This is a genomic window from Jiella sonneratiae, from assembly GCF_017353515.1.
Classification (GTDB): domain Bacteria; phylum Pseudomonadota; class Alphaproteobacteria; order Rhizobiales; family Rhizobiaceae; genus Jiella; species Jiella sonneratiae.
This window is the reverse complement of the sequence record NZ_JAFMPY010000018.1, coordinates 36673-49882: the sequence shown is the minus strand read 5'-3', so window position 1 is coordinate 49882 and position 13210 is coordinate 36673. Positions and strand designations below refer to the sequence as shown.

The following is a 13210-nucleotide window of genomic DNA, read 5'->3' as shown; positions in this document are numbered from 1 at the left end:
GTCCGAGATTTCGGCACCTCCTCCGATCGGAGAGGCTGCGGGAGATACGCATCGCCGCCGGCGACGGCTTCAGTCGATTTCGTGAATTTTTCGTAAATCTGCGAGGCAGGCACGGGACGACTCAAATCATGCCGCCCACATATCGAGTACTTCGATGATATAGAGTGCACGAATCTCCATCATCTCCATGCGAGATGCGATTTTTCTCTCTCAAGTTGCATTGAATGGAAATCTTGGCTGGAATACATACCCCGTCAGAGGAAAAGAAATATTTTCTTCGATTGCAGAACGTCTTGCGTGGGCAGCTCGACGCAGCGGCGACCGCATGGCATGGCACCGCACGCCTGCCTCGCCTCGGCACCTTCGAGATACGTCGTTTCGATGCAACGGTTTCACCGATGGGGCGGGGCAATCGCCCACAGGCAAGAGCCGTCGGCGACGCAACGATCTCTCCCCTTGCGGGGAAGATCAGGCCAATCGCCCGGCAAGGCCCCAATTCAGACGGCGATCCACTGTCATTGCGCCGCGGCGTTTTGCCCGGCCGACCGCAATCCGCTCGTGGTCCGATTCCGACATTTGGTACCATCTTGTGGAGATCGCGCCGCAAATGTCGGAATCGAAAGACCACGAGCCAAGATTATGATCCTAGTGGATTTTTCGAATTTGACATTTGATACGACGCCCGACCCGGTCGGGACTCAAATGTCAAATTCAATCCACTAGTTTCACGTCGGATGATTTACCACGAAGCGACGGCCGGACGAGGGAACGGGAATGGCGGAATCGCGTGACTTGCGGGTGAGCGCGTCCGTCGTCCTTCCCGAGGGCGACCTCGAGGAGCAGTTCATCCGCGCCTCGGGGCCGGGCGGGCAGAACGTCAACAAGGTCGCGACCGCCGTCCAGCTTCGTTTCCGCGCGGCCGCCTGCGAGGCGCTGAGCGGCGACGTCAAGCGCCGGCTGTTGCGTCTCGCAGGCCAGCGGGCGACCAGGGAAGGCGAAGTGCTGATCGAGGCCTCGCGGTTTCGCAGCCAAGAGCGCAATCGCGAGGATGCGCGCGAACGCCTCGCCGCTCTCGTGCGCGAGGCGCTGACGCCGCCCCCGCCGCCGCGCAAGAAGACCCGTCCCTCGCGGGGCGCGGTGGAGCGTCGGCTGAAGGCGAAGAAAGGCCGCTCGCAGGTGAAGGCGATGCGCGGCCGCGTCGCCGACTGAGCGGCCGGCGCCACCCATCGGCCGGGGCAATCGCTCGACGTCGGGGCTTTGCCTGGCGATTGGCCTGACCTCCGCTCTGGCGGGGGAGATGCGCGCAGGCAGAAGGGGAACGCTCGGCTCAAAGCTTCAAGCGAGAGCGCCAAGCCCCGCGGGGTGCCAGCCATTCCCCGCAATACCATTTCCAGCAATGGGGGAGATCGAAGCGTCGCCGATGGCCGGCAACGGCAGGCGACTGTCCGCCCCATGAGCGCCGGGACCGCGTATGGCCGGGCCAAAAAACGCGACGGCACCGGACGGACGCTGCGTCGCCGCAGCGCCGGCCGATGCCGTGTTCCCTCCCAGGAAGACGAAAGACGTTACTCGGCTGCGAGCGGCAGGGCCGGCGCGGCTTGCGCCACTTCCTCGTCGACATGGCCGGCGAACCGCTCGAAGTTCTTGCGGAACATCGTGACGAGCTTCACCGCCTGCCGGTCGTAGGCGCGCTTGTCGGCCCAGGTCGAACGCGGGTCGAGAATGTCGGCCTCGACGCCCTCGACAGCCACCGGAACCTGGAAACCGAAATTCGGGTCGACCCTGAACTCGGCCTGGTTGAGGGAGCCGTCGAGCGCGGCGTTGAGCAGCCGGCGGGTCACCTTGATCGGCATGCGCCGGCCGACCCCGTAGGCGCCCCCGGTCCAGCCGGTGTTGACCAGCCAGCAGTCGGTGCCGTGGCGGGCGATGAGGTCGCGCAGGAGGTTGCCGTATTCGGTCGGGTGCCGCGGCATGAAGGGCGCCCCGAAGCAGGTCGAGAAGGTCGCCTCCGGCTCGGTCACGCCCTTCTCGGTGCCCGCCACCTTGGCGGTGTAGCCGGAGAGGAAGTGGTACATCGCCTCGGCCGGCGTCAGCTTGGCGATCGGCGGCAGCACGCCGAAGGCGTCGGCCGTCAGCATGATGACGTTCTTCGGATGGCCGCTCTGCCCGGTCTCGGAGGCATTGGCGATGAAGTGCAGCGGATAGGCGGCGCGGGTGTTCTCGGTCAGCGAGCCGTCGTCGAAGTCCGGCACGCGGTCGTCGTCGAGGACGACGTTTTCGAGCACCGTGCCGAAGCGGCGGGTGGTCGCGAAGATTTCCGGCTCGGCTTCCGCCGAAAGACGGATGGTCTTGGCGTAGCAGCCGCCTTCGAAGTTGAAGATGCCGTTCTCGCCCCAGCCGTGCTCGTCGTCGCCGACCAGCGTGCGCGTGTGGTCGGCCGAAAGCGTCGTCTTGCCGGTGCCCGACAGACCGAAGAACACCGCGCCGTCGCCCTTCGGCCCGACATTCGCCGAGCAGTGCATCGGCATCACCCGTTTTTCCGGCAGGCGGTAGTTCAGGGCCGTGAAGACCGACTTCTTCATCTCGCCGGCATAGGACGTGCCGCCGATGAGGACGATGTTGCGGGAAAGGTCGCAGGCGATGACCGTCTCGCTGCGGCAGCCGTGACGCTCGGGATCCGCCTTGAACGACGGAAGGTCGATGATCGTCATGTCGGGCACGAAGCCCGCGAGTTCCTGCGCCGATGGCCGGATGAGGAGGTTGCGGATGAACAGCGAATGCCAGGCGAACTCGGTGACGACGCGGACCCTGATCGCGTTCTCGGGATCGGCGCCGCCGACGAGATCCTGAACGAAGAGGTCGCGGCCCTTGGCGGCGGCCTTGAAGTCCTCGTAAAGCCGCTCGAAGGCTTCGGGCTCCATCGCGGCATTGTTGTCCCACCACACGACGGGGGCGGTATTCTCGTCACGCACGACGAACTTGTCCTTCGCCGAGCGGCCGGTGTGCTTGCCGGTGGTGGCGACCAGCGCGCCATGGGCGCTCAGGCGGGCCTCGCCGCGTCGCACCGCGATCTCGACGAGTTCGGCCTCGGCGAGATTCCAGCGAACGGATGAAAGTTCGCCCAAGCCCGTCGATTCGATCCCGCATTGTGCGTTTCGCGTTCCGATCTGATCCACAACCTGCCTCCTGAGAACTCGGTCGTCCAGCCGTCCGATGCGAGGACAGATAGACGACGCGCAGTTGAAGAGCAAGCAGCGCGGACAATAAAGCTTAACGATATCAGTAATTTAATCGATTTAGAAAGTGCATCTTCCGTTCTAATCGTTTCGATGCTCGGTTATTTGCTCGCAGCCGGCGAAACGGCGGGCCCCACCGGCCGCATGCCGGGCAGGATCCGGCACCGGCGGCGCCGGGGATGCGGCGGCTTTTTCCGCGACCCCGATCCGGAGCCCAGGCGCCTCGGGAGAGCAGTGCGCGGCGGCGCCTCGCCTGTCTTCGGCGGCAGGGAAGGGCCGGCCCCGCCGGAGCGGATCAGCCGGCGGCGGCCAGCCGCTCCGGACCCTCGGCCGACCGGCAGTCGTCGTCGACGAAGGCGAAGACCTCCATGGCTTCGTCGAGGCCGCGCAGCGGATAGGAGCCGAGACTCTCCAGCACCGTCTGGCAGCTCGCCCTTTCGGCAAAGGCCCGCGACACCAGAACCGGCCGCTGCAGGATCTTCGTCAGCCCCTCCAGCCGCGAGGCGGCGTTGACGGCCGGGCCGATGACCGTGAAGTCGAGGCGCCGGCGGGAGCCGATGTTGCCGTACATGACGTCGCCGAGATGGATGCCGACGCCGTAGCGCAGCACGTCGCGGCCCTGCCCCGCCCGCTCGACGTTGAGCGCGTCCATCGAGCGCCGCGCCTCCGCCACGGCCCGCAGCAGGTCGTCGCAGGCCGTCGGCCGGTCGAGCGGAAAGATCGCCAGGAGCCCGTCGCCGATGAACTTCAGGATCTCCCCGCCATTCGCCTCGATCGGCTCGCAGATCGCGTCGAAGTAGCTGTTGAGGAGTTCGATGACGTCGTCGCGCGGCCAGAGCTCGGAGATGCGGGTGAAGTCCCTGAGATCGCAGACCATGATCGCCGCGGAGACCGTCTTGCCGCTGCCGCGGGTGATCGCCCCGGCCAGCACTTCGTCGCTGGCATGCGGCCCGACATAGGTTTCGAGAAGGGTGCGCGCCATCCGGTTCTTCAGCCGGATCTCGCTGACCAGCGACAGCGCCGGCAGGAGGTCGGCAAGCGCCGCGAGGTCGGCATCCGAAAAGCCGCCCGGCGCGTCCGTCGCGAAGGTGATGACGTGCCGGCGATCGAAGGTGTGCTTCAGCGGCCAGGCGACGTAGTCCGTCAGCCCGCGCCGGCGCAGATCCTCGAGCAGCGTCGACGGATTCGACGCCGCATCCTCGCCTTCGAGGTTCCAGCGCACCTCCTCCTCGCCGTCATGCACCCTGGCGACCGGGCTCGTCGCATAGCCGACGAGATCCAGCGTCCCGTGCTGGAAGGTCTCGATCTCCGCCTCGCCCACACCCTTCAGCCAGGTGATCCGCGCTCCGAACCACTGCGGATGGGCGATCCTGAAATGCAGCGTCGCCCGGCCGATCGGGATCCCCGATGCAAGCAGCCTGTCGCAGAGCATCTGGAAGATCTCGTCGATGTAGCGATAGCCTGCGGTGTCCTGGACCAGCCAGTCGACGATGTCGGTGCTTTGCCGGGGCCAGCGGCCGTCGCCGGAGAAGCGGGCGAGCGCCTGCGGACGGATGAGTTCCATGCTGTTTCCTTCTCGAATGTTCGAGGCTCGCTCGACCCGGATGCCACGACAGGCCCGCGGTCACGGCAAATTCAGCGTCGCCGGCCCGCTGCTCGCCGCGGGGCGCGTGTCGTCTTCGGGCAATGCCCCCGCCCGGCGCAGCGCCGGCAACCCTTCCGCCGGATCGCAGTCCTTGCGCCCGGACAGTGCGATGATGTGCCCGGGCGGCCGGACCTTCGGGATCACTTCCCGCTGATCGGCGCCTGACAGATCGAATTCGACATTCGAATCTTCGCCCGGCCGTGCGCCGCATCGAATGTCGAACGAAAAAAATCCACTGGGATCATGAACTTGGCTATCCGCCTTGCGGCTTGGGGTTTCGACGAGAGCGAACCCGACGCCTGGATCGGACCACTAGATAGGTGGCGGGAGGGCGGGGGAACAGATCCCGGACCGCCCTTCGCGCAGGCGGCTGCCGCCCGTCGGCGCCCCCGGCCCGCCTCGGCGCGCGCGAAAGGGCTGCATTCCGGCGCTTTTCAGGTATAATCGAACCTCAGTGCGATCGATTTCCGGCGTCGCCGGCGGTCTTGCGGAGGTCGAAGGAGCGCGGCTCGCTGACGGCCGTGCGGGCCGATATGGTTATGCATTCGGGCGGTGCGAACGTTGCAAGATTTCCTCACCGCCACATTTTACGCGGATTGATGGCAAGGAAGGGCAGATTGATGCGAAGGCATGGCGTTTCGGCAACGACGCGGGGCTCGGTTGCCGCAGACGCCCTTCGCGACGTGAAAACCTCGCCTGATCCGGCGGCAGTCACCGCTCGGCTCACGCCGCGACGCGCGGCCGGATCGAAGACTGGAGACATATGAAATGCCGACGATCGCCCTCGTGGATGACGACCGAAACATTCTGACGTCCGTCTCGATAGCACTGGAGAACGAGGGATACAGGGTCGAAACCTACACCGACGGCGCCTCGGCCCTCGAGGGTCTGCAGTCCAGCCCGCCGCATCTCGCCATCTTCGACATCAAGATGCCGCGCATGGACGGAATGGAGCTCCTGCGTCGGCTGCGGCAGAAGTCGGACCTGCCGGTGATCTTCCTGACCTCCAAGGACGAGGAGATCGACGAGCTGTTCGGCCTGAAGATGGGCGCCGACGACTACATCCGGAAGCCCTTCTCCCAGCGCCTCCTGGTCGAGCGCGTGCGGGCGATCCTGCGCCGCGGCGCGCCCCGGGACGCCACCGCCAAGCCCGGCACGACGACGGTCCCGGAATCCTCGCTGGAGCGCGGCCAGCTGGTGATGGACCAGGAGCGCCACACCTGCACCTGGAAGGCCAAGCCGGTGACGCTGACGGTCACCGAGTTCCTGATCCTGCATGCGCTGGCGCTGCGGCCGGGCGTCGTCAAGAGCCGCGACGCGCTGATGGACGCCGCCTATGACGAGCAGGTCTATGTCGACGACCGCACCATCGACAGCCACATCAAGCGGCTGCGGAAGAAATTCAAGGCGATCGACGACGACTTCGACATGATCGAGACGCTCTACGGGGTGGGCTACCGCTTCCGCGAGGTGTAGAGGTCGCATCCGCGCGGGACGGCCCGAGCGGCGGCCGGGTCGCGGCGCGGCAGTCTCTGCCGCGGGCCGAAGCGCCGGTCGATCGAAATGCGAAGCGGCCGGGCTCCGCGCCGCGTGGCCGCACCGGGCGCGCCAGGCGCGCAAGAGCCGCAGCGCCGGCGAACGAACGCTTTTCCCAAGACGAAGGTCGATGGTTTCGGTTTCGAACGACGAGGACGCGCAGCACCAGGACCGAGCCGCGGCGGAGCGCCGTCGGCGGCGCGAGGCCGCAGTGCGCAAGCGCCTGCGCCGCGTGCCTTTCGTGCGCCGCGTCCTGTTTCGCATGCGCTGGCTGCTCGGCCATTCGATCTTCTCGTCGCTGACCCGGCGGATCGTCTTCCTCAACCTCGTCGCGTTGATCGTCCTCGTCTCGGGCATCCTCTATCTCAACCAGTTCCGCGCCGGCCTCATCGACGCCCGCGTCGAGAGCCTGCTCACCCAGGGCGAGATCATCGCCGCGGCCATCGCCTCCTCGGCGACGGTCGAGACCAATTCCATCACCCTCGATCCCGAAAAGCTCCTGGAACTCCAGGCCGGCGACACGCTGGCGCCTTCGGCCGAGGCGACCGACAGCCTCGACTTTCCGATCAATCCGGAGCGCGTCGCGCCGCTGCTGCGGCGGCTGATCTCGCCGACCCGCACCAGGGCGCGGCTCTACGACCGCGACGCCAACCTGATCCTCGATTCGCGGCACCTCTATTCGCGGGGCCAGATCCTGCGCTACGACCTGCCGCCGGTGGCTCAGGACGAGCCGGATCTCGCCAGCCGCATCCTCGGCTATCTCCGCAGCGTCTTCACCGGCAGCGACCTGCCGATCTACCGCGAGGCGCCGGGCGGCTCGGGCACCTCCTATCCGGAGGTGATGAGCGCCCTCACCGGCGGGCCGGCGACCGTCGTCCGGGCGACCGAGAACGGCGAGCTGATCGTCTCCGTCGCCGTGCCGATCCAGCGCTTCCGCGCCGTTCTCGGCGTGCTGCTCCTCTCGACCCAGGGCGGCGACATCGACAAGATCGTCCAGGCCGAGCGGATGGCGATCGTCAGGGTGTTCGGGGTCGCGGCGCTCGTCGTCATCGTCCTGTCGACGCTGCTCGCCTCGACCATCGCGACGCCGCTGAGGCGGCTCTCGGCGGCGGCGATCCGGGTGCGCCGCGGCGTCAAGGACCGGGCGGCCATCCCCGATTTCGGCGACCGCACCGACGAGATCGGCAATCTCGCCCGCGCCCTCGGCGACATGACGCGCTCGCTCTACGCGCGGATCGACGCGATCGAATCCTTCGCCGCGGACGTCAGCCACGAATTGAAGACCCCCCTCACCTCGCTGCGCAGCGCCGTCGAGACGCTGCCACTCGCTAGGAACGAGACCTCGCGCGAGCGGCTGATGGAGATCATCCAGCACGACGTCCGCCGCCTCGACCGGCTGATCACCGACATTTCCGACGCCTCGCGCCTCGATGCGGAGCTCGCCCGCAGCATCGCCGCGAAGGTCGATCTCGCCGGGCTGCTGCGCTCGGTCGTCGAGGGAGCGCGCAGCCACGCCTCCCAGGGCCGCCGGCTCACCATCAATTTCGAGGCCCAGAAGCTGCCCGCCACGCAGCGGCAGGGCTACGTCGTCTCGGGTCACGACCTGCGGCTCAGCCAGGTCTTCACCAACCTGATCGAGAACGCCCGCTCCTTCGTGCCGGCCGAGAACGGCCGAATCGACGTGACCCTCAGGCGGCGCGGCCAGCGGGTGATCGTCACCATCGAGGACAACGGCCCCGGCATCCAGGCGGAGGCGATCGACCGGATCTTCGAGCGCTTCTATACCGACCGTCCGGCCGGCGAGGCCTTCGGCCAGAATTCCGGCCTCGGCCTGTCGATCTCGCGCCAGATCGTCGAAGCCCATGACGGAACGATCCGGGCCGAGAACGTCGTCGACGAGGCCGCCCCGAATCGCATCCGCGGCGCGCGCTTCGTCGTCTCGCTGCCCGCCGAATGACCGCCGCCGTCAACATCCACGCCTCGGCCGTCGCGCTCGGCGGGCGCGGCGTGCTGATCCGCGGGCCGGCCGGCAGCGGCAAGTCGGCCCTGGTCCTTTCGCTGCTGCGGCGGGCTCCCCCGCCCGGCCTTCGGGTCGAATTCGTCGCCGACGACCGGGTGGTCGCGACACTGGCAGAAGGCGTCGTGCAGCTTTCGGCGCCCGACGGCCTGAAGGGCCTGCTCGAAATCGCCGGGGTCGGCATCGTCCGCGAGCCGGCGCTGCCGAGCGTCGCCCTATGGCTGGTGGCCGACCTCGTGCCCCAGGAGACGATGCCGCGTCACCCGGCGCCGCTGCGGACCGAAATCGCCGGCGTCGAGGCGCCGCTGCTGCGCCTGCCGCGGAAGGAGGCCGCGCTTTCTGCCGACATCCTCCTGACGCTCGCCGCTTCGGGCGACCTTCCCGGCTGAGCGCGGCGTGGGATCCTCGGCCGGCCGGCGCATGCTGCATGCAAAAGCATCACACCGGCTCAAGAGAGCATCATTTCACTTGCGCATTCCGGCAAGGCTGCCAAGATGGCGCGACCTGCGTCGGGCTCGGCGAGGCGGCGACCACGCATCGAGCGCGCATGCGTGTGCCGATCCGGCTTCGCCCGACGTGCCGCGTGGGGAGGCGGGGGCGACTGAAGCGCCTTGTTCGGCCCAGTTCGGCGCCGTCGCCGCTGCACAAACGGAGAAATCGGGAATGGCAAGCTCCAGTCGAAAACGGGTCCGAAGGACGAGCCCGCTATGATCGGACTGGTCCTCGTCACCCATGGCCGTCTTGCCGACGAATTCCTCAATGCCGTCGAGCACGTCGTCGGGCCGCAGGATGCCTTCGAGACGATCTCGATCGGCCCGGAGGACGACATGGAACAGCGCCGGATCGACATCGTCGAGGCCGTCGCCCGCGCCGACCGCGGCTCGGGCGTGATCATCCTCACCGACATGTTCGGCGGCACGCCGTCGAACCTCGCGATCTCGGTGATGGAAGGCAGCCGGGTCGACGTGCTCGCCGGCGTCAACCTGCCGATGCTGATCAAGCTCGCCAGCGTGCGCGAGGAAAAGCCGATGGCAGACGCGCTTCTCGCGGCCCAGGAAGCCGGCCGCAAATACATCAACGTCGCCAGCCGGGTCCTCAGCGGGAACTAGAGGGCGCCGTGCGAAGCTTCGAAACCAAGAACGGCGGCGCGGTGCCGCCCGCAGACGGGCCCGCCGAACCCGGCGCTGCGGCACGGACGAGCGGCGAAAGCGATCGGCCGGCCGCCTGCGCCGCGCCGCGGACCTTCACCATCGTCAACAAGCGCGGGCTGCATGCGCGGGCGTCCGCCCGCTTCGTCGAGACGGTCGAGAACTACGATGCCGAAGTGACCATCTCGCGCGACGGCATGGCGGTCGGCGGCCTGTCGATCATGGGCCTTCTGATGCTCGCGGCAAGCCAGGGAACGACGATCGAGGTCGCTGCCGACGGGCCGGAAGCGAAAGAGGTCCTCGACGCGCTCGAGGCTCTCGTCGCCAATCGGTTCGGCGAGGACGGCTGACCGGTTTCGGCACCATCGTCCGAACGCGCCCGCCCAATCAGGGCCGTCCCGCGCTGCATCGTATCCCTTGAACGCGAGACGGCCGGCGGTGCCGATTGCCCCGCCGGCCGTCTCGCGTCTGTCAGGAGTACGTCGCGGCGGCCGGCTTCGGCCTTTCCGCGCCGACGCTCAGTCCTCGTCGTCCTCGCGGCCGCCGCCGATGATGTCGGACATGTCGTCGTCGTCGTCCTCGTCGTCCTCGAGGAATGAGTCGTCCTCGCCGTCGTCCGAATCGTCGTCGATGTCCGGCAGGTCGCCGACGTCGGAATCGTTCTCTTCCTCGGCGACCTCTTCGAGCGAGACCGTGTCGGGCGTCGCTTCGGCCTCGACGGTCTCGGGCTCCTCGACCTCTTCCTCCTCGGGGGCCGCCGACTCGCCCTCGAAATACGAACGCGGATAGGACTTGCCCGTGAAGGGCGACACGATCGGATCCTTGTTCAGATCGTAGAATTTGCGTCCGGTCTCGGGATCGACCCGCTTGGTTCCAAGCTCTGGCTTCGCCATTACTGCCTCATCAATCGCTGTCACTGTTCGTCATTGCGGAGCCGAAACCGCGCGCCGCGGACCACCGGCCGGCGCAACTTTCAGCCGACTTTCGCGGGCTTCGAGGCTCCGATCCCGGCAGGAATGAGGTATCGATCCGCGCTCGATCCCGGTCCGGCAAAATCGGCTGGTCCATACGGCCTCGTCCAGCCCTTGTCAAAGGCCGGGCGGAACGACAAAAAGGGCGCGATCGACCGGGCGCCGCAGGCCTCCCGGCCGCGCCGCCGCCGCGGCGCGGGGCAACGGCCTCGACGAACCGCACGGGATGAAAGACGATGCAGCCAACGGACCAGGGTTTTCGTCCGCTCACGGCGCGGCGCCGGGGCGCGCTCGCGGGCCGGGTCCGGGTTCCGGGCGACAAGTCGATCTCCCACCGCGCCTTCCTGTTCGGCGGCCTCGCCGCCGGCACCACCCGCATCCACGGCCTGCTCGAGGGCGAGGACGTGCTGGCGACGGGTCGCGCCATGGCCGCGATGGGCGCCCGCATCGAAAAGCAGGGCGATGTCTACGTCGTCGACGGCGTCGGCAACGGCGCCCTGCTCGAGCCGGAGGGCGTCCTGGACTTCGGCAATGCCGGCACCGGTGCGCGGCTGACCATGGGCCTCGTCGGCGCCTACGACTTCGCCGCGACCTTCGTCGGCGACGCCTCGCTGTCGCGCCGGCCGATGGGCCGGGTGCTCGATCCGCTGCGCCTGATGGGAACGCAGGTCGTCGCACGCTCCGGCGACCGGCTGCCCCTGTCGATCCATGGTCCGCGCATGGCCGCGCCGATCGCCTACCGGGTGCCGATGGCGTCGGCGCAGGTCAAGTCGGCGGTGCTCCTCGCCGGGCTCAACGCCCCCGGCGTCACGACGGTGATCGAGCCTGTCGCGACAAGGGACCATACCGAGAAGATGCTGCGCGGCTTCGGTGCGGCGATCGAGGTCACTACCGACGCCGCGGGCGCCCGCCACATCGCGCTCGAGGGCCAGGGCTCCCTCGCCGCAGCCGGCGACCTGACCGTTCCGGGCGATCCGTCTTCGGCCGCCTTCCCGCTGGTCGCAGCGCTGATCGTGCCGGGCTCTGACGTCGTCATCGAGAACGTCCTGATGAACCCCACCCGCACCGGCCTCATCGAGACGCTCCTCGAGATGGGGGCGTCGATCGAGATCGCCGACCGCCGCAACGAGGGCGGCGAGGACGTCGCCGACCTCAACGTGCGCCATTCCGCACTGACCGGCGTCACCGTGCCGCCGGAGCGGGCGCCGTCGATGATCGACGAATATCCGGCGCTGGCGATCGCCGCGAGCTTCGCCGAGGGCACGACGCTGATGCAGGGGCTCGACGAGCTGCGCGTCAAGGAGAGCGACCGCCTCTCCGCCGTCGCCCGGGGGCTCGAGGCGAACGGCATCACCTATGAAGAAGGCCGCGACAGCCTCGCCGTGACGGGCACGCCCGGCGGTCGGGGTCTTGGCGGCGGGACGGTCGTCACCCATCTCGACCACAGGATCGCGATGAGCTTCCTGGTGCTCGGCATGGCGACCGAGCGGCCGGTGAGCGTCGACGACGCCCGCATGATCGCCACGAGCTTCCCGGCCTTCGAGGCGATGATGACCGGACTCGGCGCGGCGATCGGGAGCGCGTGATGCACGGCAGGCAATCGGGACGGAACGCGCGGGACGAAAAGGAGATGACGGCTCTTTCGATGCGGCTTCGCGCCCCTTCCCCCGCGGCGGTCTGCGGCCGGCGCGGTCGGCGCGTTGCGGGCCGGCCGAAGCGCGGCGGGCCGATTGCGCGCCGCCCGTTCCTGCCGCATGGTCGGGACGGATTCCGGTCCGCTCCACCCGCCACCGCAGCCGACGGGCCTGCGTCATGACACGACCGCTGACGATCGCCATCGACGGGCCGGCCGCTGCCGGCAAAGGCACGCTCGCCAAGCGCGTCGCGGCGCGATACCGCCTGCCCTATCTCGACACCGGCCTGCTCTACCGCGCCGTCGGACGGCAGATCCTCGCGGGAGGAGTCGACCCGGACGACCCGCAGGCAGCCGCGCGGGTGGCACGCGGTCTCGACGTCGCCGATCTCGACGATCCGACGCTGCGCGGCCACGAAGCCGGCGAACTCGCCTCGCGGATTGCCGTCCATGCCCCGGTACGCGAAGCGCTGGTCGCCTTCCAGCGCGGCTTTGCGGCCCGCCCCGAGGGCGCCGTCCTCGACGGCCGCGACATCGGCACGGTGATTTGCCCGCACGCCCGGGTGAAGATCTTCGTCACAGCCTCGGCCGAGGTGCGGGCCAGGCGCCGCACCGACGAGCTGGTCGCGCACGGCCGGCGCGACGTCGAATACGGTCGCATCCTCGCCGAGGTGAAGGCGCGCGACGAACGCGATTCCGGCCGCGACGTCGCCCCGCTGAAACCTGCGGACGACGCGCACTTGCTGGACACCAGCCAATTGGATATAGATGCGGCATTCCGTGCCGCCTGCGACGTCGTCGATCGCGTGCTGGCGGCGCAGGACGGGCATTGAGGGGCCGCATCCGAAGGGAGGCGTGCCCTTTTCGGCTATGAAGGGCGGCTTCGTTTCCCTGTCAGGCCATGCTGGTAAAATTCGTCCGGTCAAGGCTTCTTCGAGCGCCGACCACGCACCGCCCGCGCGACGCGCATCGGGCGGACTGGAAGGTTCCGGCCCCGTCGGAACCGGGAGCCTCGACCGGAAGG

The 13210-nt window shown here is 68.2% G+C and carries 11 protein-coding genes; 8 read left to right on the top strand and 3 right to left on the bottom strand.

The window, feature by feature from the left end; genetic code table 11:
- Nucleotides 1–774: 774 nt before the first annotated feature.
- Nucleotides 775–1209: an alternative ribosome rescue aminoacyl-tRNA hydrolase ArfB gene (gene arfB, locus J1C47_RS16085; protein WP_207351805.1), complete on the top strand. Its 435-nt coding sequence runs from the start codon at nucleotides 775–777 to the stop codon at nucleotides 1207–1209.
- A gap of 356 nt (nucleotides 1210–1565) precedes the next feature.
- Here the strand turns inward: arfB and J1C47_RS16080 are convergent, their stop codons facing one another.
- Together J1C47_RS16080 and J1C47_RS16075 are read right to left on the bottom strand one after the other, a co-directional pair.
- Nucleotides 1566–3176, bottom strand: a complete 1611-nt coding sequence (locus J1C47_RS16080; RefSeq protein ID WP_207351804.1) for a phosphoenolpyruvate carboxykinase — start codon at nucleotides 3174–3176, stop codon at nucleotides 1566–1568.
- Between the two features lie 355 nt (nucleotides 3177–3531).
- The gene (locus J1C47_RS16075) at nucleotides 3532–4800 is read right to left on the bottom strand and encodes an adenylate/guanylate cyclase domain-containing protein (protein WP_207351803.1); all 1269 of its coding nucleotides are present in this window, start codon (nucleotides 4798–4800) and stop codon (nucleotides 3532–3534) included.
- Between the two features lie 849 nt (nucleotides 4801–5649).
- Between J1C47_RS16075 and J1C47_RS16070 the strand changes: the two genes are divergently transcribed.
- The 5 genes from J1C47_RS16070 to J1C47_RS16050 all read left to right on the top strand — a co-directional run bounded on the left by J1C47_RS16070 (nucleotide 5650) and on the right by J1C47_RS16050 (nucleotide 9932).
- Complete coding sequence (locus J1C47_RS16070; RefSeq protein WP_207351802.1) at nucleotides 5650–6357, top strand: response regulator transcription factor; 708 nt, start codon at nucleotides 5650–5652, stop codon at nucleotides 6355–6357.
- Between the two features lie 190 nt (nucleotides 6358–6547).
- Nucleotides 6548–8374: a sensor histidine kinase gene (locus J1C47_RS16065; protein WP_207351801.1), complete on the top strand. Its 1827-nt coding sequence runs from the start codon at nucleotides 6548–6550 to the stop codon at nucleotides 8372–8374.
- A complete protein-coding gene (locus tag J1C47_RS16060; RefSeq protein ID WP_207351800.1) occupies nucleotides 8371–8823 on the top strand; it encodes an HPr kinase/phosphorylase in 453 nt (150 codons plus the stop codon). Before J1C47_RS16065 ends, J1C47_RS16060 begins: the two co-directional genes overlap by 4 nt.
- Nucleotides 8824–9141: 318 nt before the next feature.
- A complete protein-coding gene (locus tag J1C47_RS16055) occupies nucleotides 9142–9543 on the top strand; it encodes a PTS sugar transporter subunit IIA (RefSeq protein WP_207351799.1) in 402 nt (133 codons plus the stop codon).
- Nucleotides 9544–9683: 140 nt separating this feature from the next.
- The gene (locus tag J1C47_RS16050; protein WP_342592005.1) at nucleotides 9684–9932 is read left to right on the top strand and encodes an HPr family phosphocarrier protein; all 249 of its coding nucleotides are present in this window, start codon (nucleotides 9684–9686) and stop codon (nucleotides 9930–9932) included.
- Between the two features lie 168 nt (nucleotides 9933–10100).
- On the opposite strand, the gene J1C47_RS16045 is transcribed toward J1C47_RS16050, so the two are convergent.
- The gene (locus tag J1C47_RS16045) at nucleotides 10101–10475 is read right to left on the bottom strand and encodes a TIGR02300 family protein (RefSeq protein WP_207351798.1); all 375 of its coding nucleotides are present in this window, start codon (nucleotides 10473–10475) and stop codon (nucleotides 10101–10103) included.
- Nucleotides 10476–10789: 314 nt separating this feature from the next.
- Between J1C47_RS16045 and aroA the strand changes: the two genes are divergently transcribed.
- A complete protein-coding gene (gene aroA, locus J1C47_RS16040) occupies nucleotides 10790–12139 on the top strand; it encodes a 3-phosphoshikimate 1-carboxyvinyltransferase (RefSeq protein ID WP_207351797.1) in 1350 nt (449 codons plus the stop codon).
- Between the two features lie 226 nt (nucleotides 12140–12365).
- Nucleotides 12366–13019, top strand: coding sequence for a (d)CMP kinase (gene cmk, locus J1C47_RS16035; protein WP_207351796.1), 654 nt, complete (start codon nucleotides 12366–12368; stop codon nucleotides 13017–13019).
- Nucleotides 13020–13210: the final 191 nt, after the last annotated feature.

Coding starts and splice junctions, on each gene's coding strand:
- arfB (WP_207351805.1), top strand. CDS start 775: ATGGCGGAATCGCGTGACTTGCGGGTGAGCGCGTCCGTCGTCCTTCCC.
- J1C47_RS16075 (WP_207351803.1), bottom strand. CDS start 4,800: ATGGAACTCATCCGTCCGCAGGCGCTCGCCCGCTTCTCCGGCGACGGC.
- J1C47_RS16070 (WP_207351802.1), top strand. CDS start 5,650: ATGCCGACGATCGCCCTCGTGGATGACGACCGAAACATTCTGACGTCC.
- J1C47_RS16065 (WP_207351801.1), top strand. CDS start 6,548: ATGGTTTCGGTTTCGAACGACGAGGACGCGCAGCACCAGGACCGAGCC.
- J1C47_RS16060 (WP_207351800.1), top strand. CDS start 8,371: ATGACCGCCGCCGTCAACATCCACGCCTCGGCCGTCGCGCTCGGCGGG.
- J1C47_RS16055 (WP_207351799.1), top strand. CDS start 9,142: ATGATCGGACTGGTCCTCGTCACCCATGGCCGTCTTGCCGACGAATTC.
- J1C47_RS16045 (WP_207351798.1), bottom strand. CDS start 10,475: ATGGCGAAGCCAGAGCTTGGAACCAAGCGGGTCGATCCCGAGACCGGA.
- aroA (WP_207351797.1), top strand. CDS start 10,790: ATGCAGCCAACGGACCAGGGTTTTCGTCCGCTCACGGCGCGGCGCCGG.
- cmk (WP_207351796.1), top strand. CDS start 12,366: ATGACACGACCGCTGACGATCGCCATCGACGGGCCGGCCGCTGCCGGC.